Annotated in this window: 18 protein-coding genes; 12 read left to right on the plus strand and 6 right to left on the minus strand. The window is 69.3% G+C overall.

Translation table 11 applies throughout. The features are described from left to right. The first annotated feature begins 79 nt into the window (after nucleotides 1-79). Entirely contained in the window at nucleotides 80-1,330 is a 1,251-nt protein-coding gene (locus BLU82_RS05420; RefSeq protein ID WP_197682750.1) for a winged helix DNA-binding domain-containing protein, read from the plus strand. Here the strand turns inward: BLU82_RS05420 and BLU82_RS05425 are convergent. Continuing rightward, nucleotides 1,321-1,671, minus strand: coding sequence for a DUF1801 domain-containing protein (locus tag BLU82_RS05425; RefSeq protein WP_092616657.1), 351 nt, complete (start codon nucleotides 1,669-1,671; stop codon nucleotides 1,321-1,323). The genes BLU82_RS05420 and BLU82_RS05425 overlap by 10 nt on opposite strands. 248 nt (nucleotides 1,672-1,919) lie before the next feature. Between BLU82_RS05425 and BLU82_RS05430 the strand changes: the two genes are divergently transcribed. From BLU82_RS05430 to BLU82_RS05455, 6 genes are all read left to right on the plus strand, one after another. Next, entirely contained in the window at nucleotides 1,920-3,947 is a 2,028-nt protein-coding gene (locus tag BLU82_RS05430) for a hypothetical protein (RefSeq protein WP_092616659.1), read from the plus strand. A gap of 226 nt (nucleotides 3,948-4,173) precedes the next feature. Further along, nucleotides 4,174-8,568, plus strand: coding sequence for a hypothetical protein (locus BLU82_RS35000; protein ID WP_197682751.1), 4,395 nt, complete (start codon nucleotides 4,174-4,176; stop codon nucleotides 8,566-8,568). 252 nt (nucleotides 8,569-8,820) lie between these two features. Beyond that, entirely contained in the window at nucleotides 8,821-10,122 is a 1,302-nt protein-coding gene (locus BLU82_RS05440) for an ABC transporter substrate-binding protein (RefSeq protein WP_092616663.1), read from the plus strand. 12 nt (nucleotides 10,123-10,134) lie between these two features. After that, nucleotides 10,135-11,094 (plus strand): carbohydrate ABC transporter permease, encoded by a 960-nt coding sequence (locus BLU82_RS05445; protein ID WP_197682752.1) that lies wholly within the window; start codon nucleotides 10,135-10,137, stop codon nucleotides 11,092-11,094. A 10-nt stretch (nucleotides 11,095-11,104) separates the two neighbouring features. Then, nucleotides 11,105-11,992, plus strand: a complete 888-nt coding sequence (locus BLU82_RS05450) for a carbohydrate ABC transporter permease (protein ID WP_092616669.1) — start codon at nucleotides 11,105-11,107, stop codon at nucleotides 11,990-11,992. Nucleotides 11,993-12,011: 19 nt separating this feature from the next. Further along, the gene (locus tag BLU82_RS05455) at nucleotides 12,012-13,001 is read left to right on the plus strand and encodes an aldose 1-epimerase (protein WP_092616672.1); all 990 of its coding nucleotides are present in this window, start codon (nucleotides 12,012-12,014) and stop codon (nucleotides 12,999-13,001) included. 14 nt (nucleotides 13,002-13,015) lie between these two features. Here BLU82_RS05455 and BLU82_RS05460 read toward each other — a convergent pair whose 3' ends face one another. The 5 genes from BLU82_RS05460 to BLU82_RS05480 form a co-directional block, all read right to left on the minus strand. After that, nucleotides 13,016-13,804, minus strand: a complete 789-nt coding sequence (locus BLU82_RS05460; protein WP_092616675.1) for an SDR family NAD(P)-dependent oxidoreductase — start codon at nucleotides 13,802-13,804, stop codon at nucleotides 13,016-13,018. After that, nucleotides 13,801-14,685: an MBL fold metallo-hydrolase gene (locus BLU82_RS05465; protein ID WP_092616678.1), complete on the minus strand. Its 885-nt coding sequence runs from the start codon at nucleotides 14,683-14,685 to the stop codon at nucleotides 13,801-13,803. The genes BLU82_RS05460 and BLU82_RS05465 overlap by 4 nt, the downstream gene beginning before the upstream one ends. A gap of 3 nt (nucleotides 14,686-14,688) precedes the next feature. After that, entirely contained in the window at nucleotides 14,689-15,960 is a 1,272-nt protein-coding gene (locus tag BLU82_RS05470) for a Gfo/Idh/MocA family protein (RefSeq protein ID WP_092616681.1), read from the minus strand. A gap of 190 nt (nucleotides 15,961-16,150) precedes the next feature. After that, nucleotides 16,151-16,870, minus strand: coding sequence for a GntR family transcriptional regulator (locus tag BLU82_RS05475; protein WP_197682753.1), 720 nt, complete (start codon nucleotides 16,868-16,870; stop codon nucleotides 16,151-16,153). Between the two features lie 126 nt (nucleotides 16,871-16,996). Beyond that, a complete protein-coding gene (locus BLU82_RS05480; RefSeq protein WP_092616684.1) occupies nucleotides 16,997-17,956 on the minus strand; it encodes a PfkB family carbohydrate kinase in 960 nt (319 codons plus the stop codon). Nucleotides 17,957-17,989: 33 nt separating this feature from the next. Here BLU82_RS05480 and BLU82_RS05485 point away from each other — a divergent pair, with 33 nt between their 5' ends. The 5 genes from BLU82_RS05485 to BLU82_RS05505 are packed head-to-tail and all read left to right on the plus strand — an operon-like array spanning nucleotide 17,990 to nucleotide 22,680. Further along, the gene (locus tag BLU82_RS05485; RefSeq protein WP_092616687.1) at nucleotides 17,990-18,886 is read left to right on the plus strand and encodes a 2-deoxy-5-keto-D-gluconate 6-phosphate aldolase domain-containing protein; all 897 of its coding nucleotides are present in this window, start codon (nucleotides 17,990-17,992) and stop codon (nucleotides 18,884-18,886) included. Then, nucleotides 18,886-19,893, plus strand: coding sequence for a zinc-binding dehydrogenase (locus tag BLU82_RS05490; RefSeq protein WP_092616690.1), 1,008 nt, complete (start codon nucleotides 18,886-18,888; stop codon nucleotides 19,891-19,893). Before BLU82_RS05485 ends, BLU82_RS05490 begins: the two co-directional genes overlap by 1 nt. Further along, nucleotides 19,890-20,786, plus strand: coding sequence for a sugar phosphate isomerase/epimerase (locus tag BLU82_RS05495; RefSeq protein WP_092616693.1), 897 nt, complete (start codon nucleotides 19,890-19,892; stop codon nucleotides 20,784-20,786). Before BLU82_RS05490 ends, BLU82_RS05495 begins: the two co-directional genes overlap by 4 nt. Next, entirely contained in the window at nucleotides 20,783-21,916 is a 1,134-nt protein-coding gene (locus BLU82_RS05500) for a Gfo/Idh/MocA family protein (RefSeq protein WP_092616697.1), read from the plus strand. Before BLU82_RS05495 ends, BLU82_RS05500 begins: the two co-directional genes overlap by 4 nt. Beyond that, nucleotides 21,913-22,680 (plus strand): SDR family NAD(P)-dependent oxidoreductase, encoded by a 768-nt coding sequence (locus BLU82_RS05505; RefSeq protein WP_092616700.1) that lies wholly within the window; start codon nucleotides 21,913-21,915, stop codon nucleotides 22,678-22,680. Before BLU82_RS05500 ends, BLU82_RS05505 begins: the two co-directional genes overlap by 4 nt. The last annotated feature ends 112 nt before the right edge of the window (nucleotides 22,681-22,792 follow it).

Genomic DNA, 22,792 nt, shown 5'->3' on the forward strand with positions numbered 1-22,792 from the left:
TGGCCGGTATGTGGCCACAAGTGGAGCTAGCCTGCTGGCATGTCCGCCGGCACCGGCACCCGAGCGCTCGAACTCACGGATGAAGGACACGCGGATGCCGAAGTCTGACCCGCCGGCCGTTCGGCTGGTGACCGATCAGGAGCGTCGCACCCGAATCGGCGTCAGGCAGGCTCTCGCCGGATCGTCGAGGGTTCGCACCCCCGAAGACGCGGCCCGATCGGTCGTCTGCCTGCACGCGACCGACCCGCCGAGCGTGCACCTGTCGTGCTGGGCGCGCAGCGACACACTGAGCATCGATGACGTGGAGCGGGCGCTCTACGAGACCCGGTCGCTGGTGCGGCAGCAGTCCATGCGCGAGACGATCTTCGTGTTCCCCCGCGATCTCGTCCCGGCCGTGTGGGGCAGCGCCGCCGCGCGCGTCGCCGCCGTGTCCCGCAAGCGGCTCATCAGGGACCTCGAACGCTGGGGCACCGTGCCGGAAGGGGACGGCGCCGCCTGGCTCCAAGGCGCTGCGAACGCCGTCCTGGCTCACCTCGCCGACGGGGTGCCGCGCTCCTCGAAGCAACTGCGCGAGGAGGTGCCGGAGGCCGGCGGGTTCATCGTGCCGTTCCCCGACAAGACCTGGGGCGGCAAGGTGGCGATCGCGCCGAGACTGCTGGCCCAGCTCAGCATGGACGGTGTGGTCGCTCGGGCCGGCAACGCGGGAGCGTGGTACACGAGCCGGCCATTGTGGACGACGACCGAGGCCTGGTGGGGCGGTGACGTTCCCCACGCACTCGAATCGCGACAGGGCTATGCCGAGCTGGTGAACCGGTGGCTGTGGTCCTACGGTCCAGGCACGGTCGAGGACATCACCTGGTGGCTCGGCAGCACCAAGGCGACGGTGGGCACGGCCCTTCAGGATCTCGGCGCGCGGAAGGTGACCCTGGAGAACGGCTCGATCGGCTGGCTGCGGCACGACGACCTCGACCCAGTCGATGATCCCGAGCCCTGGGTCGCTCTGCTGCCCCTTCTCGACCCCACCATCATGGGCTGGAAGGAACGCGACTTCTTCCTCGGACCGCACGGACCCCAGCTGTTCGACAGCGCCGGCAACGCCGGCACCACGGCCTGGGTCGATGGGCGCGTCGTCGGAGTCTGGGTCCAGGACGCCGAAGGAGTCGTGCAGCTCAGACTCCTGGAAGAGATCACCGCGCCGGCTCGCGACGCGCTGCACGCCGAGGCCCGGCGGCTCACCGAATCGTTGGACGGTCAGCGAGTCTTCACGGTCTACCCCTCGCCCGCCATGCAACCCGGGCCGCAGCGCGATCAGCGAGCAGGTCAGGTCTGATCCAGCCGGACGGCCTGGGTGATGTAGTCGCTCAGTGCTGCTTCGTCGACGTCTTCGAGCTTCTTGAGCTTGACGTGGCGGGTCTTCTTGCCGACGCCGTCGAGGAGCCCGTGGGTGTCGGTGAACTCCGCGCCGCGTTCGAAGGCGAACGTGAGGTGGGTCTTGCTGGCGCTGATGATCGCGAGCGCCTTGCGGGCCTTCCACGCCAGTGACCCGTACATGATGACTTCGGCGGCCTCGGGTGCGTGGGTGCGCATCAGCTCGCGCAGGCTGGCGACGATGGGCTGGTGCGCCGGCGCGATGCGGGTCTGGACGTAGGTTTCGATGGCCTCGGTGGTCATGGCGCTCCTGGATCGGGTCGAATGGTCGTCGAACGATCTCCTGAGCGTCCGGGACTGTCAACAGATCGAGCTCGGCCGCAGCGAATCTCCGATCTGTGGCTGGCATGCACACGCGTGTAAATGTATTGACATTCAGGTCTTATGAACATAAGGTCGAGCGGCGAGGGCCGCTTCCGTGACGTCGTTGCGTGCGTCGTCGGGTGCCGGCATGTGCCTTGTCGCGTTCGACTAGACCTTGAGGATGAACGGTGACCAACGATCAGTACGAGTTCGTTCGTGAAGCCGACGAGTGGACGCTGAGGCGCGACGGTGCCCCGGTCCTGCGAGTGCTGGGGCGCGCGGGGGCCAGCGACAGTTTCACGCCGATCGAGAACGGGTTCTGGCTGTGGGAGCGCGTGTGCGACGAGCCGACCGACTCGATGCGGATGGAGCTCGAGACGGCGTTCACGCCGGAATTCACGATGGTGCCGGGCATCAGCTACAACGGCAACGGCTGGGGAGACACACCCGAGTACGTGGGTGACCGGGCCTCCGACGGCACACCCTGGACGTGGGCGTGGCACCGCTGCACGATCCCCGCGTGCACCTACTCGGCCGCGGGTGGGCAGGCGGTCGTGCTGTCGGGAGCGCTCGACGACGCCGTCAGCTGCTCGCTCACGCGCGAGGGCGACGTCGAGCGGCACACGCTGCTGTGGCCCGAGGTCGAGGGCCCGCAGGTGCTCCATCGGCACTTCTGGAAGGACCCCTACCAGGGCACGATGGAGCCGAGGCGCACCTTCCAGGCGGTGATCGGCGGATTCGCGGCACCACGGGCGCACCTGGACTACCAGCCGCTGCTCGACTTCGCCTTGCGGTACTACGGCCACCCGGTCCAGGAACCGCTCGGACCGCAGCGGCTCTACGACCTGAGCATCGCGTACACCAAGTTCCTCTGGACCCAGGAGCCGGACGGTTTCATCAGCATCAACCGAGGCTGCGGCTGGCACGAGGACGTCACCGCCTTCGGCAAGACGAGGATCTCCAAGTACGAGATCGGCTGGGTCGGTCAGAGCGCGTCGCTGTCGGTGGCGCTCCTGGAGGAGTATCTGCGCAGTGGCGACGAGGACGCCCGCGACAAGGGGCTGAGCGTGCTGGACCACTGGTGCCGATTCGTGCTGCCCAACGGCATGATCCGCATCAAGTTCAACATCTCTCCCGAGGTGGACGGCGTGATGGAGACGCCCGTCGAGAAGCTGGTGCAGAGCAAGGAGCCCGGGAAGGAACTCCCGTACGAGGAGTACCACCCGGAGTTCGTCACCGGCGCCGACGGCAAGCGCATCTTCCCGATCGACGCCTGCAACCTCGGTGGTGCGGCGGAGTACCTGCTGGACGCCTATCTGCTGGCGGAGCGGGCCGGAACGCCGCGTGAGCCCTACAAGAGCGCCGCGCTGGGGATCTGTGACTTCGCACTGCGCGAGCAGAAGGCGAACGGGCAGTTCGCCAAGGCCTGGAATCCGGACGGCAGCGTGTTCCGCGAGGGCGGCACCGTCGGCTGCTTCCTCGTTCCCGCATTGCTGAGGGCGTACGAGGTCACGCACGAGGAGCGTTACCTGGAGAGCGCGAAGCGCGCGTTCGACTTCTATTACGACGAGCTGCTGCGCGACGGCTACACCACCGCCGGTGCGCTCGACACCTACTGCATCGACAAGGAGTCCTCCAGCCCGCTGTTGATCTCGGCGCTCCGCCTGCATCGGCTCACTGGTGAGCATCGCTACCTCGAGGCGGCCGAGACCACGGCGTGGTACCTGAGCACGTGGATGATGCACTTCACCGTGCGGTACCCGGAGGGCAGCCTTCTCCGCCAGGTCGGCATCGACACCTTCGGCATGACGTCGGTGTCGACGGCCCACACCGCGGTCGACCAGTACTCGCTGCACGACGTGCTGTCGTTCCTGGAGCTCGCCGAGGTCACCGGCAACGCGCAATGGCGCGAGCGGGCGCTGGCGTTGTGGGTCGGGGCCAACCAACTGGTCTCCGACGGCACCCTGACGGTCCGCGGCCGGGTCCGGCCGGCGGGCTCCCAGGACGAGGCCATCTTCCACACCCGCTGGGGCCGGCCGGTCGTGACCGAGTTCAAGCCGTGCGAATGGCTGCCGGCCTGGCCGACGGCGTTCCGCCTGGAGGTGCTCCGCACGCTCGAGAGCTGGGACGCCCTCGAGAAGGGCCTCCCATCGATCGCCGGGGAGATCGACGTCCCGCGGCTGCCGGAGCCGGCAGCGCCGCTGGGCGTGAGTTAGACCCGATCCGACCGCCCCGCCGACGGGGGCACAGCACTGAGGGCCGTGGCTGACCAGCCGCGGCCCTCAGTCGCGCTTCCCGGGATCGCCCGACGCGAACCTTTGACCTCCTCCACGAGGACCGCTACGGTGACGTTAGAACAACTCAATTGTTCTTACATTTGCACCGCAGGCGACATCCACTCTCGTGGAGACCCGAGCACCCACTCACCCCCGTGGAGCCCCGATGACGCGTGTGTCCACCACTCTGGCCGCGATGGTCGCTGCCGTTGCCTTGCTCTTCTCCGGTCTCGTCGCATCGTCGGCCTCGGCCGCCGATGAGACGGTCGTCTACCTCGACCAGGCCGGCGGCGACGACACGTCTCCTGGAACCGACCCTGACCAACCCCTGCGGACGCTCACCCAGGCGCTGCGGAAGGTCACTCCTGACGGCGGCCGCATCGTCATCATGAGCGACTACCGGCTCGAACTCTCGATCACCGAGCCCGCGCATACCGGCGACATCCTCGTGACCAGCTCCGACGGCGAGATGGACTATCCGGGGCGGCTGATCTTCGGGGACACGCCGTTCATCGAGTACAACCTCGCGGGACCCACGACCTTCGCGGACCTGGGGGTCGTCACCTCGCAGTGGGCGGTCTTCGCCGCGAACTGGAACCCGATCACCTTCGGTGAGGGCGTCGCGATGGAGAGCACCCCGACGGCGGGCCGGCGCCAGGTGTTCGTGGTGGGTGGCTATCACGGGCCGTCCGCGGAGGACACCGTGCTCGACGCCGACTCGCACATCACGATCAACTCGGGGACCTTCTACAAGGTGACCGGCTTCAGCCGCGGCAAGGGCGCCGGGACGCAGACCTACACCGGTACCTCTCACATCACGCTCAACGGCGGCATCGTCCAGGAGATCTTCGGGGCATCGCTCGAGAACCACTACTCGGGCAGCACCGAGATCACGATGACGGGCGGCCGCGTGGGCGCCTTGCACACGGCCGGCGACGTGACCCGCTACCTCGTCGGCGGTGCCGATGTCGAGCTCACCGGCGGTCACGTCAACACGATCGACATCAACAACGTGGTCGAGGATGTCGACCTCACGCTCGACGGCGTGGACTGGGACGCCATCGAGGCCGAGAACGCCTGGGGCGGGGAAGGCCGTCACCAGCAGATCCTCGAGTTCGCAGCGGTCCGGACGGTGCGCTTCGCGGGACAGCACCACACGGCCGACCAGGTCGCGGCGCTCAGGGAGATCTTCGACGTCCTGATCAACACCGCGGACGTCCACGTCAGTGCCGACGGCGGCGGCAGCGCATGCACCGCGGAGAGCCCGTGCGGCAGCCTGGAGACCGCGCTCGGCCTGCTCGCCGCTGACGGCGGGGCGATCACGATTCACGGCGACGTCGCCTGGGACGTCGATGCGGCCACGCTGGCCGCCGGCGCAGGACGGGTCACGTTCGTCGGTGACGGTGCGGCATCGATCGCCTTCCCCGCCGGCGCCGAGCTCGCGATCGCACGTGACGTCACCTTCAGCTCGGTCGAGCTGGCGAACGCGGGCGCGTTGGAGCTGTTGGCCGACGGCGTGGACCTGACGATCGGCGAGGGCGTCAGCGTGGCCGACGGCAGCCAGGTCGGTGTGGCCGGCAGCAGCGACGGCGCCTCGATCTCGATCGAGTCCGGCGAGTTCGCCCGCGTCGCCGGCAGCACCGATCTGACCGGCGACTTCGACGGCACGACGGACGTGACGATCGCTGGTGGTGAGGTCGAGCAGGTCTGGGCGGGCACGGACTCGGCGCACGACGTCGCTGGTGCGACGGTGACCGTCGCCGGCGGTGAGGTCGGGACGCTCCACGCCTCCGCGGGCCGGATCACCGAGACGCTGATGGCTCGCTTCCTCGGGGGCAGCGTCCGGAACGCGCAGCTCGAGCGTGCTGACGGCGAGGTCAGGATGCGGCTCGGCGAGACCGAGATCGCGGAGATCTCGATCGCCGACTGGGCGGCTGCCGACGGCGCGGAGCGCGCGCTGACGCGGCTCCCGGGTGCCGACCAGGAGGTGATCGACCAGATCGCGGCGGCCTTCGACGGCATCACCGAGGACGAGGTCGTGTACCTGTCCGCCGGCGGCGATGGTGACGGCAGCAGCCCGACCCACGCCAGCGGTGACCTGAGTGCGGCGATCGCCGCACTGTCCGGTGACGGGCGCGTGGTGGTGACGGACCAGTACACGGTCGAGGAGGGGTACGACGTCGACGACCACAGCGCGCACGCCGTGCTGACGACCGACGACGGCGACATCGACTTCGCCGCCGACGGTGCGGCGCTGCAGATCGAGGGCGCGCTGCGGCTGGGCGGTCCGACCACGTTCGAGAACGTGCTGCTGCAGTCCCCGGCCGTCGACGGCACCATCTACGCGATGGGTGAGCCCTTGACGATCGGCGCCGGCGTCGACACCGCGTTCACCCGGCGCGGCGAGACCTACCTGAGCATCGTCGGCGGGAGCAACGACACCGAGCCCGCACCGGTCACGTCGGTGACGGTCGAGGGCGGGCAGTGGGCCGGACTGCGTGGCGGGTCCGCCAGCACCGCGGCGGTGACGACCGGCGCCGAGGTGTCCGTCCAGATCGACGGCGGCACGTTCTACGGGCCGGTCGTCCTCTCCCACCGTGGCGAGAGCTCGGGATCGGCGTCCGCCACGATCGACGGCGGGACCTTCATGCGGGGTGTCTACGCCGTCCACGAGGAGGACGGCAGCGACTACGCGGCCGACTACGACGCGGACATCACGGTGAACGGCGGTCAGTTCTGGTCGACGATCGCGCCGGCGAAGTCCCGTTCGACGGTGCTGGCCGGCACCTTCGACCTCACGGTCACCGGTGGCGACTTCGGCCACCTCACCGACCTGCTCGGGACGGAGGGCTACGCCGGCGACATGGCCAGCGCCCTGCACATCGATCCCGCGATCGAGGCGGCCGTGCCGGAGGGTGAGCTGACGTTCACCAACCCGCTCGTCCGAGCGGCCGACCCGTACATGTTCACCCACGAGGGGCAGTACTACTTCCTGGCGACGTCCAGCACCACGATGGCGCTGCACAAGGTCGCCAACCCCTCGGACCTGTCCGAGTCCGTGGGTTCGGTGATCTTCGCTCCGGAGGACATGCAGAACCTGTGGTCGCCGGAGATCCATCATCTGACAGCCGAGGAGGTCGGCGAGGAGAACGCCGGGTGGTACCTGTACCTGTCGGCGACCGACCCGAACGATCCGGCTGCCGAGGGCCAGCGCCAGTACGTGCTCAAGGCGCTCGACGGCGATGATCTGCTGGGCCGCTGGGGCAACCCGGTCACCGGCGAGGTGAACGTCCCGCAGCGCATCACGAACGCGGATGATCCCGACTTCAACACCGACGAGTTCGTGGCGGGCATCTCGCTCATGCGAGTCGCCGGCGAGACCTACATCACCTACGTCGCCGAAGAAGGACGCGGAACGGCCGACTTCCACCAGACGATCAACATGAGCCACATGGTCAACCCGTGGACCCTCGCCGGTGAGCCGAGCATCATCACCAAGTCCGAGTACGACTGGGAGATGCACGGGTACGCCCAGTCGACCAGCGACCCGAACATGTGGTGGCCGAAGGTCGTGGAGGGCGGTACCGCCGTCTACGGTGACGACGGCGAGGTGTTCATGGCGTACTCCGCCAGCGGCTACTGGACCATCTACTACGCCATCGGCTATCTGAGGTACACCGGCGGCGACCCGATGGACGCCTCGAACTGGGTCAAGAACCCGACCCCGATCATGAGCAAGAACACCGAGGTCACGGGCCCGGGTACCGGTCCGAACTTCGTCGACCACGAGGGCACCGACTGGTTCCTGTTCCAGGCTCGCCCGGGCCCGGACACCCAGACGGCCCGGTACGCCTTCATCGAGCCGTACACCGCAGACGCCGACGGGTTGACGATCGGCGACGGCTCGGGCCATCCGGCGCCGCTGGGGACCGAGTACACGTTGAGCGTGAACCCGATCCCACTGAGCGAGAAGATCAGTGGGTTCACCCCCGCCGATGACGTACGCCCGGACGTGTCCCTGGTATCGCCGTCGGCGGCGGGGCCGATGCCCGAGGTGGCGATCCAGGTCGATGCGACCGACGACGTCGGGCTGGCGAGGATCGTGGCGAACGTCTACGACGGCGACACGCTCGTGAAGAGCACGTCGTCCACGGCCGGCGGCGCCGCCTCGGCCACGCACACCGCGACCGTGACGCTGCCCGACGGCCGGTACACGATCCGGTACAACGCGCACGACCTGGCGGGCAACGTGTCGCGGACCTCGACCTTCGACGTCACCGCGGACACCACGGCGCCGACGGTCACCGTGAAGGAGGGCCCGCGGTTCACCGTCGAGGCGGACGGCGGGGGCTACGCACAGGTCAGCTACAAGCTCCACGACGCCGGGAAGATCGACAAGGCCGTGCTGAACGGCACCGTGATCGACCTGGTCGACGACGTCTGGTCGGACCTGAACGCCGTCCGGCCCGGCGCCTTCGGTGCCGCCGTCAGGGGCGAGAACACGCTGGTCGTGTACGACGTCGCGGGTAACGGCGAGGCGGTCACGTTCACCCTGGAGTGAGTGCAGTTCGTCCCGCCGGCCTGCGACCGTTCCCGAACGGACGCAGGCCGGCGGCGTTTTCCGGCACGTGGGATAATGTAAGTACCTCTAGACATTGACACAATAAAAACGGCTTCATATGCTGCCTCAATCAGCAGCAGCGTCAGGTGTGCGTCCCGCACGTCGGTGCTGTCCGGACAAGGAGGTCTGACGGTGGTCAGCAGCAATCGACAGCTCAGCCGGCGCGGTCTGCTGGGTGGAGCCCTCGGGCTCATGGCGGGATCGAGCCTGCTCTCGGCCTGCGGCGGCTCCGGCGACGGTGGCGGCGGGAGCGCGAACCCGCCCGACGATCAGGGGTCCGCGGACGAGGGCGAGCTGGTCGTCTGGGGTGGTGTGGCGCCCGAGAGCGGTCCGCAGGAACTGGTCGCCGCGTTCATGGAGAAGTACCCCGGCATCAAGGTCGAGTACGTCCGGTACGTCAACGACGAACAGGGCATCCTCAAGCTCGACACCGCGTTGCAGGGTGGCGTCCCGATCGACGTGTTCTTCTCGTACGGGACCGTCGACGTGGTCCGTCGCTCGCAGGCAGGCCTTGCGCTGGACCTCACCGACCTCGCGCGCCAGGACGACATGGCGAAGGCGTTCGTCCAGGACGAGCCGATCAGCACCCTGGTCGACGGCAAGCTCTACTCGATCCCGACGACTCACTTCCCGAACTTCGTCGTCATCAACCAGGACGCGATGGACGCCGCCGGTATCGAGATCCCGTACGACTGGACGGTGGACGACTATCACCGGGTCGCGCAGGAGTTCAAGGCTGCCGGATTCGACGTCGGCGCCTACAACGTGCCTCGGCATGCGGCCGCCGGCCTCGGCGGTGACTACCTCTACAAGGAGGGCGGCACCGAGTCCAACTTCGACCACCCGCTCTTCCGGCAGCGGCTCGAGCAGACCCTCGCGATGGAGGACGACGGCTCGATCTTCACCCAGGAACGGATCTCGGCCGAGGGCATCGGCGGTTACGCGCAGAACTACTTCCTCGACGGAACGTTCGCCATGATGCTCGACGGAACGATCGCGATCCGGTACGTCAAGAACCTCGAGGAATACCCGCACGACTTCCGCACCACCTTCCGGCCGTACCCGGGTCTCGTGACCGGCGAGCCGTACTTCAATCCCGGCGTGCGCGGCGACGACGTCCAGATCTCCTCGAAGAGCCAGTACCAGTCCGCGGCGTGGACCTTCGTCAAGTTCTGGATGGGCGAAGGAGCGCACTTCATGTCGCCCTCCGGCAAGGTCTCGCCGGCGCAGTACGACAACCCGACGGACGAGCTGTACGAAAGCCTGTTCGGCCCGGACGCCGACGCCCTCTTCGACGTCGAGGCGTTCGAGAAGACGTTCTTCGCCCCGGAGCCGCCGCTCTCCGTGCGCAGCATCACGACCGCCTACACCGAGATCTCCCAGATCAAGGAACAGATCGAGGGCGAGATCCGGTTGCGCACCAAGTCGATCGACGACGGTCTCGCGGAGATGAAGCAGAAGGCCGACGAGGCCATCGCCGCCGCGCTGTCCTGACGGATGACACCTGTGACTGTAACCGAAGAGCTGACCAAGCCGAGCGGAGGGGCGGCGAAGCCGTCCCGCGCCCGGAAACCGGGCCGACTCGTCAACGGCTACCGCTGGTGGGTGCCGTGGATGTTCCTGGTCCCGATCGTCGTCCTGGTGCTGGCGTTCCTGGTGGTCCCGCTGTTCTCGGGCCTGTTCATCGCCTTCACCGACTGGAACGTCGTCTCCGGGATCGAGGGCATTCGGTGGATCGGCCTGGCCAACTTCCAGGAGCTCTTCCAGGACGACATGTTCTGGTCGTCCATCGGCAGGACGTTGTTCTACGCCGGCATCGGGACGCCGCTCACGGTCGCCGTCGGGATGGTGCTCGGCCTGGCGCTGAACCAGCCGATGCCCGCGCGCGGCCTGATCCGGGCGATCTTCTTCCTTCCCGCCCTCGTCAACACGATCGCGGCGGGGACCGTGTGGCTCTCGTTGCTCCACCCGACGTCGGGACCCGTGAACCAGGCGCTGACCGCACTCGGGATCGAGAACCCGCCCACGTGGTTCGTCTCGCAGGACTGGGCGCTGCCGGCGATCGTGATCATGTCGGTGTGGATCAGCGCCGGATACGTGGCGATCCTGGTCATCGCGGCGTTGCAGGACATGCCGCCCGAGCTGTACGAGGCCGCCAAGATCGACGGAGCTGGGGCGTTCCGGCAGTTCACCACCGTCACCCTCCCGGGGCTGGTCCCGATCCTCACCTTCCTGCTCATCACCTCGTTCATCGGGCGATCGCAGACGTTCGGACTGATCCAGTTCATGACCGGAGGTGGCCCGGGCGATTCGACCACCGTGCTCTCGTACTACATGTACGAGGCCGGCTTCCACTCGTACCGCTTCGGTTACGCGGCGGCGATCGGTGTGATGAGCATGCTGGGCGTGCTGGTGCTGTCGGTGGGGCTGTTCCGTCTGCAGCGGGGCCGGGGACTGTACACATGAGGAGCCACGAATGAGCACGGCGTCCGTCGAGACGGCGCAGCGCGCGCCCCACCCGGGCCGGATCCGGCGCCGGCGCAGGGCACGCATCGCGTACTGGACCCGCGGGCTGATCATGTCGCTGCTCGCGCTGCTGTTCCTGACACCCTTCCTGTGGATGCTGTCCTCGGCACTGAAGCGGAACGGGGACATCTTCTCGGTGCCGACGCAGTGGATCCCGGATCCGCTGGTGTGGGACAACTTCATCGACGTCTGGACCGGCGAACGGTCCATGCTGCGCTACTTCAGCAACTCCACCATCGTCGTGGTGGCGACCATTCTCGGCCAGCTCTTCGTGGTCACGCTCGCCGGCTACGCCTTCGGGCAGCTGAAGTTCAAGGGCCAGAACGTGCTGTTCATCGCCTTCCTGGCCACGTCGATGGTGCCGACCCAGTTGCTGCTGGTGCCGCGCTTCATGTTCTTCAGCCAGATCGGCCTCTACGACACCCTCATGGCCCTGATCGTTCCGGGCCTGGCCTCGGTCTTCGCGACGTTCCTCCTGCGGCAGCATTTCGCCGCGGCGCCACGCGAGCTCGGTGAGGCCGCACGTATCGACGGTGCGAGCGAGTGGCGGATCTTCTTCCACATCTACCTGCCCCTGGCGCGGCCGATGCTCGCCGCCCTGGCGATCCTGATCTTCGACTCGACGTGGAACGACTACGAGAGCGCACTGATCATGATCACGGACGAGGCGAAGTACACGGTGCCGCTCGGGCTGACCCGCTTCATGTCGGACGACGGCACGGTGTCGCTGGGGCCGGCGCTGGCCGGCTCGGTCTCCTCGATCATCCCGGTGCTGATCATCTTCCTGATCTTCCAGCGGCATTTCATGAAGTCGATGGCGCGAGCCGGCCTACGTTGACGAATCGTACGGAGGAACCATGACGGCTGCGGCCGCCGAGCACCAGGTCACGTCGGTCTCCGGGTGGGAGGCGCTGCGGCTGTCGACGAGCGATCTCGAGGTCACCGTCCTTCCGGGCAAGGGCGCGGACATCACCTCGATCCGCGATCGCGCCGGCGACGTGGAGCTGCTGTGGACCCCGCGCTGGGGTCTGCGGCCGCCGTGGGCGCTGCCAATGCCCGGGGCGCCCGATGCGCTGGCCCTCGACCGCTCCGGTGGTGGCTGGAACACGATGTTCCCCAACGCCGGCCGCGCCTGCGTCGAGCACGGCGTCGACTGGGGCTTCCACGGCGAGACCTGGCTCGCTCCCTTCGACTGGGAACCGGAGCCGGGCGGGGTTCGCCTGACGACGGCGCTGGCCCGCAGCCCGTTCACCGTCAGCAAGCTCGTGCGCGTCACCGGCAACCAGGTCGTGGTCACCGAGTCCGTGACGCACGTGGGGGCGCGGCCCGTCGACGTGCTCTGGTGTCAGCACCCGGCGTTCGGCGCACCGCTGATCGGGCCGGCGACCACGGTCGCGATCACCGGATGCGTGGTGCACCCGGACCTGCCCGACGACATCCCGGCCACCACCGCGCCGCCACGCTGGCCCGAGCACACCGAGGTCGACGGCGCCCACCTCGATCTCTCCCGGCTCGACGCCGCGGGGAGCGGTGGGGCGCGGCTGGCGTTCCTCGGCTCGTTCGAGGACGAGCAGGTGCGCGCGCGGATCCACAACCCCGAGCTCGGGCTCGGGGTGGAGCTGGCCTGGAGCAGGCAGGACTTCCCCTTCGCCTGGTACTGGTACGAGTCCGGCGGGCGACAGGACTACCCCTGGTACGGGACCGCGCACTCGCTGGCGCTGGAGCCGGCCTCGGGCTATCCCAGTGGGGTGCACCGGGCGCGCCGGCTCACCGGCACCGAGCTGACGATCCACCCGGGGGAGACCGTGACCAAGTCTGTGGCGATGACGGTCGTACGCGGCGACTGAGCCGCCGGGGCGCCTCAGAAGGGGTCGTCCAGCATGGAGTCGATCGCGCCGTCGATGGACTGGCCGCCGTCGACGGTGATCGTCTGGCCGACGATGAAGCGACTCTTGGACTCGTCGGCCAGGAACACGGCGAGCTCCGCGATGTCGGCGGGCGTCCCGCCGCCCCCGAAGGGGATCTTGCGGTTGAAGCCGTTGAGGTCGCGCTCGGAGTAGCGGTCGAGGGCCTTGGTGTGGATCAGGCCCGGGGCGATGCAGTTGACGTTGATCCCGTACTCGATCAGTTCCACCCCGAGCGACTTGGTCATCATGTTCAGCCCCGCCTTGGCGGCCGAGTACGGCAGCGCCTTGCGGCGGACCCAGGTGACGTCGCCGTGGATCGACGAGATGTTGATGATGGCGCCGTGCACCTCCTGAGCGACCATCGACTTCGCCGCGGCACGCGCGCAGTAGGACGCCGCGCTCAGGTTGAGGGCGATCTGGCTGTCCCAGTACTCGGTCGGCATGTCGATGAAGCCGCCGGGCGGCATGCGCAGCGCTCCGCCGGCGTTGTTGACGAGCACGTCGATGCGCCCGAAGCGTTCGACGAAGCGCTCGACCATGGCGTGGGCCTCGCCCGCATCGGCGACGTCGGCGGCGAAGATCTCCGCCTCGACACCGAACTCCCGGCACTGCTGCGCGACCTGCTCCGCGTCCGCTGCCGAGGATCTGTGGTTGACGCCGACGTGGTACCCCTCGCGGGCGAACGCCAGCGCGCAGCCGGCGCCGATCCCGCGCGAGGCCCCGGTGATCAGGGCGGCCTTCATGTGTGCTCTCCCTCGGCGGCCTCCTGGTAGGCGGCGACCGTGTGCATTGGTAGGAACAGTTTCTCCGGCTCGACCCCGCCGACGCTGCCGACCAGCGCCCGCGCGGCCGCATGCGGGTCGGTGACACCGGCCGCCGCCATCCCGGCCACGAACCCGCGATCGTGCTCGTAACAGCCGATGCAGGTGGCGAGGAAGCGGCGGGCCGCCTCCTCGCCGATGGCGGTCTCGCCCAGTGGCAGGTAGGGGTGCCCGCAGACGATGTTCCGCACCGGCAGCGCCAGCAGGCGGTGCAACGAGTCCAGGTACCGGGCCGGGTCGAACAACAGCGCGCAGCCCTGCGAGATCGTCCCGTTGAGCTGCAGCGAATCGCCCGTGACCAGGGTGCCGGAGCGGACGTCGAAGAAGCAGCACGCATCGGTGTCGTGGCCCGGCGTGTGGATCACGCGCAGCGGGCCGACCAGGTCACCGTCGTCGAACAGGAGGTCGGGCTCGACGCCGTCGAGCACGGGCGGCGGCGCCGGGCTGTGCTCGGGAAACCTCGCGCGGATCTCACGGCTGTACGCGAGCGGGTCGCGCATGCGTGCCGCCGACTCGGAGAACACGCCCAGTTTGATCGACGGTGCGATCTCGCGCATGCGTGCGATGCCGCCGACGTGGTCACCGTGGATGTGGGTGGCGAGTACCCAGCCGACGTCGGAGAGCTCGAGCCCCAGCTCGGCCAGTGCCGGCACGATCGTGGAGTCCACGGTCTCGCCGGAACCCCCGCTGTCGACGAGGATCGGTGGACCGTCGCCGAGCACCAACGTGACGCCGGTCCACACGCCGGTGAACGGAACCCTGAGCAGGAAGACGCCGTCGGCGATGGGGGTGAAACGCTCCACGGGCTACGCCCCGAGGCCGATGGCGTCGTCGATGCCGGCCTGGTAGTCGCCGACGGAGCCGTCGAGGACGTCGTCGACGGTGACGATGCGGCCCCCGGCGGCGCCGGATTCCATCATGGCGTAGCAGACCGCGATGGCCCGGATGCCCTCCTCGAGGCCGACCTCCGGCGGGGTGCGGGTCGCGATGGCGTTCCCGAACTCGGCGTACTCCACGGCGAGCAGGAGCCGGTCGACGGTCTCGAAGTCGAGGCCGTACGCGGTCGCCTGCGGGCCGCCGAACAGCGCGGCGGTCACGTCGTCGAGCCGGAACCGCGGGACCAGCGGGAGGATCTCCGCACCCGTGTAGGTCTTGCTGCGGTCCAGGGTCAGCACGAGCGGCCGGCCGCTGCGGTCCTTGGGAATCTCCACCGCCCCCGCCGAGCCGTGGACGCTGCGGGCCCAGCTCTCACGGCCGTGCTCGGCGCGGTTCTCGGCGTACTGCCCGACGGCGCCCGAGGCGAAGTTGACCATGGCGAACAGCGCGTCGTCGGCCGTCGCCTCGAACTCGGCCGGCATCGCCGCCTGGGACTGGCCGTACACGCCTCCGGGGTTCGAGGCCGGGGCGCCGCCGGTCGCCGCCGGGTTGTAGCGGATCTTCTCGAACAGCCGCATCTGCGCGTAGACGCTGACGACGGGGCCTAGGTAGTACTCCATCATGTCCGTGTAGTGCGTGCCCGCGTCGAAGAGGATGCCGCTCTCGTCCTTCAGGTGACGCCACATCGAGATCGCCATCAGGTTGCCGCCGCCACCGGAGCTCTGGTGGAAGTAGCGCGGCTCGCCGAGGACGCCGTCGTCGATGAGGGCCTTGACGAGGCGGTTCGTCGGGTCGCGGCGGAAGTTCTCGGCCACGCTGAGGATCCGGTCCGACCCGGCGACGGCGTCCTTCAGCTGCCGGGCGGCCGCGAGCGTGAGCCCGACCGGCTTCTCCACCATCACGTCGAGCCCGAGCGACATCGCGTCGGCGGCGAGGCTGTGATGGAACCGCGGCACGGTGGTGATGTCGACCGCCACCGCGCCGAGGCGCCGCGCCGAGTCGAGGTCGGCGCACGGGGCCGGGCGGCGCCCGAGCCGCGCCTGCGCCTCATCGGCCAGGCGCTCGGCGCGAGCGGGGTCGACGTCGCAGACGGCAACGAGGTCGAACGGATTCAGATCGGCCCGCTCGAGTTCGGCCAGGCCGAACAGGTGGCGTGTCCCCATGCCGCCGCAGCCGACGATCGCGACGGGAATCCGTTCCATGCTGCCGCACCTTCCCTAGGTTCTCGTTCAACGCCGCGCGGCACCCACGCCGAACTGGTTCCCGCGGCCGGGGGCCGGGTGGCCGCCCGGGGGAACGACGACGCCGCGCGTACCCTGACGCTAATTGGCCAGAGCTTAATATGTCAATACATATTAACGAGCGACGGTGCCGGTGCTGCCGGGTGGTGCGTCAGTTCTCCTCGAGCACGAGATCGATCGCGTAGCCGTCGGACCGGTAGACGTGCTCGGCATGCTCGACCGGCGCGCCGCCCGGCTCGAATGCCGTGCGGCTCAAGGCGATGACGGGGAGCCGGCCGGAGATCTCGAGCAACTCGCTCTCCTCCGCCGTCGGCAGCCGTGCCGAGATGGACTGGTGCGCGACCACGGAGCCGACGCCGTGATCGCGCAGCATCGAGTAGAGGCCCCGTTGCTCGAGCTGTTCCTGCGTGATCGAGATGAACCGCGGCGGAAGCCAGTTCTGCATGATGGCCAGCGGCTCGCCGTCGGCGAACCGCAGCCGTCGCAGGGCGAGCAGCTCCGATTCCGGATCGAGGTCGAGAGCCCCCGCCGCCTTCGGGTAGCGCTCGTTCGCCCGGCTGAGCACCTTGGTGCTGGGGTTGCGGCCCTGAATCGACAGGTCCTCGTACAGGCTGCCCTTGCTCACGCGCCGGTGCACTCGACGACTGGTGACGAAGGTGCCGCGCCCCTGCCTGCGCACGAGCAGACCTTGGTCGACGAGGTGGTGGATCGCACGCCGAACCGTCGGACGAGACAAGCCCAGCCGTTCGCTCATGGCGACCTCGTTCTCGAACGGGTCGCCGGGCTGCGCCTGTCCACCTGAGATCGCCGCCGCCAGCTGCTCGGCGAGCTGGAAGTACAGCGGAATGGGCGAGGCGCGGTCGAGAGCCACTGGGACTACCGCTTCTCCTGCTGGCATCTTCACCCTGTTCTGACGTTCAACATGTCAACTCAATGTGACAATAGCGGCGAGCCACATGCTGAGACAAGGAGGCGGGGCGGTAGCGGGCCCGGCGGTTCACCGACGCTGCGCGTGTGACTCGAGCAGCTCGGCCACCTCGGCCATCGTGGGCATGGCGGCCGAGCATGCGCGCCGCGACGTCACGATCGCCCCCGCGGCCGCGGCATGGCGCATCGTCTCGTCGAGTGGCCAACCGGCCACGGCGCCCTTGACGAGCAGTCCGCCGAACGCGTCGCCGGCGCCCAGCCCGTTGACCGGCCGCACCGGGAACGCGGGCTGCTCGACGAGGAGCTCGCGGGTGGCGGCGAGCGCCCCGGCCGCTCCCTGTTTGACGACGGCCAGTCGCGGCCCCCTGCTCAGCAGCCGGCGTGCGAGATCTTCCGGTGTCCCGGTCTCGCCGAGCGCGATCGCCACCTCGTGCAGGTTTCCGATCACGGCATCGACCTGGGGTAGCACTGGCAGCAGGCGATCGTGCAGGGCGTGCTCGCTCGGCCAGAAGTCCGGCCGGTAGTCGAGGTCCAGGAAGACCTGGCGTGCGGTGGCGATCGCAGCGGTCTGCGCGGCGGCCGACCGGGCTGTGGCGAACCCGGAGGCCGTGATCCACAGGACGCGCGACGCGGCCCCGGCGGCCACGAGCTCGTCGACGTCGAGGGCGTCCTCCGGCGGTGGGGTGTCGCGGAAGAAGGTCAGCCCGGGGCTGTGGGGGTTCTCGAGATCGCACACCGCGAGCGTGGTCCGGCGGCCGGGAACGGCGTGGACCCACCGGGTGTCGACGCCGAAGGTCTCGAGCTGATCGATCACGAAGTCGTGGAAGAGGTCGTCGCCCGTGCGGGTCACCACCGCGCTGCGCAGGCCGGCCCGAGCCGCCGCGACCGCGACGTTCGTCGGCGATCCGCCGAGGTACTGGCGGTAGGCCTCCACGTTCTTCGGCGGGCGACCGTCCTCCGCCGGATAGAGATCGACGACCGCCCGCCCGGCCGTCACGACGTCGAACTCTGCCCGCACCTGTTCACACATAGAAACATATTAACAATCTGTTAGCATCACCTCATGAACATGCCGGATGGGAGCACGGCGGTCGCCGACGGAGGACCGCCCATGGCAGTGCTGGCGTTCGATCACCGCGAACGTGCGTTCGCCTCAGTGCGCTCCACGGGGATGACGCGCGAGGAGATCGGCCGGTCGAAGGAGCTGATCTTCGAGGCGTTCGAAGCCGCCGTGGAGAGCGGGCTCGCCGGGACGCGCCCCGGCATCCTCATCGACGAGGAGTTCGGCGCACCCATCGCGCGGCGCGCCGTCGCGCTCGGGGTTCCGGTGTCGATGCCGGTGGAACGGGCCTTCGAGCCGGTGTTCACCTTCGAGTACGGCGGCGACTTCCGGCGGCATCTGCTGGAGTTCCGGCCCGCCTACGCCAAGGCGCTCGTGCACCACCGCACGACAGACGCTCCCGAGGCCAAGCAGACACAGCTCGCGAGGCTGCGCGAACTCTCCGAGTTCCTGGCCGAGCAGTCGATCGGCTTCATGCTCGAGCTGATCGTCGGTCAGAGCGACGGCGGCACCGGGGAGATCCCCACCGTCGACGTCGAGGAGTTGCGCGGGTCGATGACCGAGATGCAGAACGCGGGTGTGCGCGTGGACCTGTGGAAGGTCGAGGGCATCTCCTCACACGACGAGGCGGCACAGGTCGCCGCGCAGGCCGTCGCCGCGAATCCGCAGGCCACGTGCGTGGTCCTGGGAGCCGGCGCGCCCAACGACGTCGTCGGCCATTGGCTCGACGTCGCAGCCGCCACCCCCGGCTTCGGCGGGTTCGCGATCGGGAGGAGCATCTGGGGCGGTCCCGTCGCGTCCTGGCTGGATGGCAGGCTTGCGCGGGAACAGGCCATCGAGCAGATCGCGTCGACGTACAGGTCGTGCGCGCTGCGCTACATGGGAGCACGAGTCGGCTGATGCAGGCATTGCGCAAGACGGGGCCCGAGCCCGGCGCCATCGAACTGCAGGACGTCCCGCGACCCACGGCAGCGCCCGGTCAGGTCGTGGTCGACGTGGCCGCGGCGGGTCTGTGCGGCACCGACCTGCACATCCTCGACGGCAGCTACGGTTCGCGGCCCCCGGTCACGCTGGGGCACGAGGTCAGCGGCACGATCGCCACCGTCGGCGCCGGCGTCGACCCGGCTCGTGTCGGTGAGCGAGTCGCTCTCGAGACCTTCTTCTCGACCTGCGGCGAGTGCCGCGACTGCCGCGGTGGTTCGCCGAATCGCTGCCGGTCGCGAGTGTCGATCGGTTCCGGGGCGGACGGCGGGTTCGCGGAGCAGGTCGTCGCACCCGCCCGCAACGCCCGCCGGCTGCCGGCGCACGTGTCGTCGGAGGCGGGTGCGCTCAGCGAACCGCTGGCCTGCGTGTGCCGTTCGCTGTTCCAGCCGACGCCGGCAGTGCGGGCGGGCGATCGCGTCCTCGTCATCGGGCCGGGAGCGATCGGGCTGCTCGCGGCGCAGGTCGCTCGGGTCTCGGGTGGCGAGCCGGCTGTGCTCGGCACGCCGGCCGACGCCGAACGACTGGAGGTCGCCAGGGCGCTGGGGTTCACGGTCGCCGCCGACCCGGCGGACGCGCCCGCCGACGTCGACGTCGTCCTGGAGTGCTCCGGCTCGGGCGCCGGCATGGCGTTGGGGATCGAGCGGGTCCGCAGGGGCGGCCGGTACGTCCAGATCGGCCAGCGGGGCGACGCGGTTCCCGTCGACCTCGCACTGGTCTCCTTCCACGAGCTCGTCATCACCGGCGGATTCGCCAGCACGGCCGACTCCTGGGATCGCGCGATGCGGCTACTCGACCACAGGCTCGTCGACCTCGAGCCACTCGTCAGCCGCAGGTATCCCTTGCGCGACTGGCAGGCGGCGTTCGACGCGGTGCGTACGAGCGCGGGCGTCAAGCAGCTCCTCTGCCCGGAGAGGACGCCATGAAGCTGGGGTACAACACCTGGTCGACGCCGAACCTGCCGTTCGACCAGGCCGTGCGAACTCTGTCGCGCATCGGCTACGACAGCGTGGAGGTCACGGTCTGCGAAGGGTGGCCCACCGACGCGCTCACCGCCACCGACGACGACGCCGGGCGCTGGCGAGCAGCCGCTGACGCCGCCGGCCTCGAGATCTCCAGCGTGACCGCGAACGCACCGTTGGTGTGCGACGAGGACACGTGGGCCGGCAGCCGCCGCCGGCTCATCCGCTCGTTCGAGGTGGCCGCGGTCCTCGGCGGGGGACGGGCGCTGCCGGTCAGCCTGGGCGCGCACAAGCCCAAGGCGCCGTTGCTGGGGGGCAACCCGCCGCCGATCATCGCCCAGGACAGCTGGGAGTCGGACCGGTCGCTCATCGCCGACCGTTTCGGGGACCTCGTCGAACGTGCTGTCGCCGCCGGCTGCACCGTCGCCCTCGAACCGCACGCCGGCGCCGTCGTCTCGACGCCGGAACAGGCGATCGCGGTTCTGTCCGATGTCGGCTCACCGGCGCTCGGGCTCAACCTCGACATCTCCCACTTCGCGGTGCGCCACTTCGCCCTGGCCGACGTCGTGGCGTCGTTGTTGCCGCACGCCGTCGTGGTCGAGGTCAAGGACCACCGGCACACCGACGACGGGTTCGACTTCCTCATCCCGGGGGAGGGCGAGTTCGACTACCCCGCCTTCCTGGGGCTGCTCCACCGCGGCGGGTATCGCGGAACCGTCTCGGTCGAGATCAGCGTTCGCCGTCAGGCGCTGCCGGACTTCGACGAGGTGAAGGCGGCCGAGTCGTCGTATCAGACCTTGGCGGCCGCCGCACAGCAGGCCGGGATCGTCCGGGAATCACGCGGAGGGCGCTCATGACCGGCGACGTGCGTGTCGGTGTCATCGGCCTGGGCAGGTTCGGCACGGTTCACGCCGAGGCCGCCGCCGCCCTGCCCGGCGTCGAGGTGGCCGGACTGTGCTCCCGATCCTTGGCGCGAGCGCAGGAGCTGGCCCAGCGGTTTCCCGGCGCGACGGCGTACGACTCACTCGAGCGCATGCTCGCGGAGGCGGACCTCGACGCCGTCCTCGTCGCCACCCCGCACAAGGCTCACTTCGAGCCCGCGATGCGGGTCATCGGCGCCGGCGTCGCCGTACTGGTCGAGAAGCCGCTGACGACATCGCTCACCGAGGCCCACGAACTCGTCGTGGCGGCTGACGACGCCGGGGTGGCGCTCGGGACCGTCTTCCAGCGCCGGTTCGTCCCGGCCGTCGAGCGCATGCATCGTGCGATCGCCGCAGGACGCCTCGGTCGTGTGGTCGCCGCCGAGTGCCTTGCGCACCTCGGCCGCGACCGCGGTTACTACGAGCAGGACGACTGGCGCGGCTCGTGGGCCGGTGAGGGCGGCGGTGTGCTGCTCACCATGGCCATCCACTACATCGACATGATGAATTGGATGCTCGGCACCCCGGCCTCGGTCTATGGACGCTGGGCGACGCTGAAGCACGCCGACTACATCGACGTCGAGGACGTCGCGGGCGCGGTCGTCACCTATGAGAGCGGTGCGATCGCGACGGTTCAGGCGACGACGACGTTCGAGAACGGCTTCGCCTCGACGCCCAGCCCCGCGGTCCGTCACCGCGCGCCGGGCTTCCGGCTGGCGGTCCACGGCACGGCAGGCCACAGCGTGGGCGTCGCGGAAGATCCCGAACTCGCGCAGGCCGTCAACGACCTGTGGACGTTCGACGGAGAGGAACAGCACGTGAAGAGCTGGCGTGAGGAGGAGGCCGGACGTCCCAGCGTGCCCGAGTTCCATGGTCGCCAGATCGCGGAGTTCCTCGACGCCGTGCGTGAGCGTCGTTCCCCGGCCGTCACCGGTCGTGACGGCCTCGCGGCGCTCGAGGTCGTCAAGGGCGTCTACCTCGCGCAGGAACGTCGGGCTCCCGTGGCGTTGCCGATGTCCGATGGCGACCGCCGCGCCGCCGACGCGCTCACCGAGGGTGTCGCGTGAGCGCCGCCGGCCGGGTCGCTCTCGTCACGGGCGGCGCCACCGGAATCGGCCGCGCGACCTGCCTGGAGCTCGCGCGGCGCGGCATCGCGGAGATCCACATCGGGTACTCACGATCGGGCCAGGCAGCCGAGGAGCTCGCCGTCGAGCTACGCGCCCTGGGCGCCACCGCGTACCCGCTTCGCGTCGACGTCGCCGACCGTGACGCCGTCGTCCGCGCCGCCGCGCACCTGGTGGAGACCAGCGGCGGCCTCGACGTGCTGGTGAACAGCGCGGCGACGACCGTGAAGATCGACTTCGCCGACCTCGACGCGGTGACGCCGGAACTCTGGGACGAGCTGCTCGGCGTCAACGTGCTGGGCACGTTCTGGGTTTGTCAGGCGTTCGCGGAGTCGCTCAAGGAACGTCACGGCTCGATCGTCAACGTCACGTCGATCTCCGCGACCCGCGTCGTCGGCAGCTCGTTGCCGTACAGCGTGAGCAAGGCGGCGCTGGCGCAACTGACCCGAGCACTGGCTGTCGCCCTCGCTCCCACGGTGCGTGTCAACGCCGTCGCGCCCGGCACCGTGATCTCGGGCTGGCACGAGCGGCTCGTCGGCGCCGCGAACGCTCGGAGAAACTTCGAGGCCGAGGTGGACCACGTCCCGCTGGGGCGGCTCGCCGACGCCGGGGACATCGGCAAGGCCGTCGCGACCGTTGCGCTCGACCTGGCGTTCGTGACGGGGCAGGAGATCATCGCCGACGGTGGCAAGGCGCTGCGCTACTGAACCTGCCGTCGCCACCAGCCACCGTGTGCTCGACCATCACGCTGACTTCGTCTCGTGACCGGGGCGCCCCTCATCTGCGGAACGTCAGGTGAGGGGCGCTTTCGTCTACCCG

The organism is Jiangella sp. DSM 45060 (assembly GCF_900105175.1).
In the GTDB taxonomy this organism is placed as follows: domain Bacteria; phylum Actinomycetota; class Actinomycetes; order Jiangellales; family Jiangellaceae; genus Jiangella.

What these genes read in the sequence shown, in the direction of transcription:
- BLU82_RS05485 (WP_092616687.1), top strand. Translation starts at nt 17,990, where the DNA reads ATGAACATGCCGGATGGGAGCACGGCGGTCGCCGACGGAGGACCGCCC.
- BLU82_RS05425 (WP_092616657.1), bottom strand. Translation starts at nt 1,671, where the DNA reads ATGACCACCGAGGCCATCGAAACCTACGTCCAGACCCGCATCGCGCCG.
- BLU82_RS05460 (WP_092616675.1), bottom strand. Translation starts at nt 13,804, where the DNA reads ATGAAGGCCGCCCTGATCACCGGGGCCTCGCGCGGGATCGGCGCCGGC.
- BLU82_RS05450 (WP_092616669.1), top strand. Translation starts at nt 11,105, where the DNA reads ATGAGCACGGCGTCCGTCGAGACGGCGCAGCGCGCGCCCCACCCGGGC.
- BLU82_RS35000 (WP_197682751.1), top strand. Translation starts at nt 4,174, where the DNA reads ATGACGCGTGTGTCCACCACTCTGGCCGCGATGGTCGCTGCCGTTGCC.
- BLU82_RS05455 (WP_092616672.1), top strand. Translation starts at nt 12,012, where the DNA reads ATGACGGCTGCGGCCGCCGAGCACCAGGTCACGTCGGTCTCCGGGTGG.
- BLU82_RS05440 (WP_092616663.1), top strand. Translation starts at nt 8,821, where the DNA reads ATGGCGGGATCGAGCCTGCTCTCGGCCTGCGGCGGCTCCGGCGACGGT.
- BLU82_RS05480 (WP_092616684.1), bottom strand. Translation starts at nt 17,956, where the DNA reads ATGTGTGAACAGGTGCGGGCAGAGTTCGACGTCGTGACGGCCGGGCGG.
- BLU82_RS05490 (WP_092616690.1), top strand. Translation starts at nt 18,886, where the DNA reads ATGCAGGCATTGCGCAAGACGGGGCCCGAGCCCGGCGCCATCGAACTG.
- BLU82_RS05470 (WP_092616681.1), bottom strand. Translation starts at nt 15,960, where the DNA reads ATGGAACGGATTCCCGTCGCGATCGTCGGCTGCGGCGGCATGGGGACA.
- BLU82_RS05500 (WP_092616697.1), top strand. Translation starts at nt 20,783, where the DNA reads ATGACCGGCGACGTGCGTGTCGGTGTCATCGGCCTGGGCAGGTTCGGC.
- BLU82_RS05420 (WP_197682750.1), top strand. Translation starts at nt 80, where the DNA reads ATGAAGGACACGCGGATGCCGAAGTCTGACCCGCCGGCCGTTCGGCTG.
- BLU82_RS05495 (WP_092616693.1), top strand. Translation starts at nt 19,890, where the DNA reads ATGAAGCTGGGGTACAACACCTGGTCGACGCCGAACCTGCCGTTCGAC.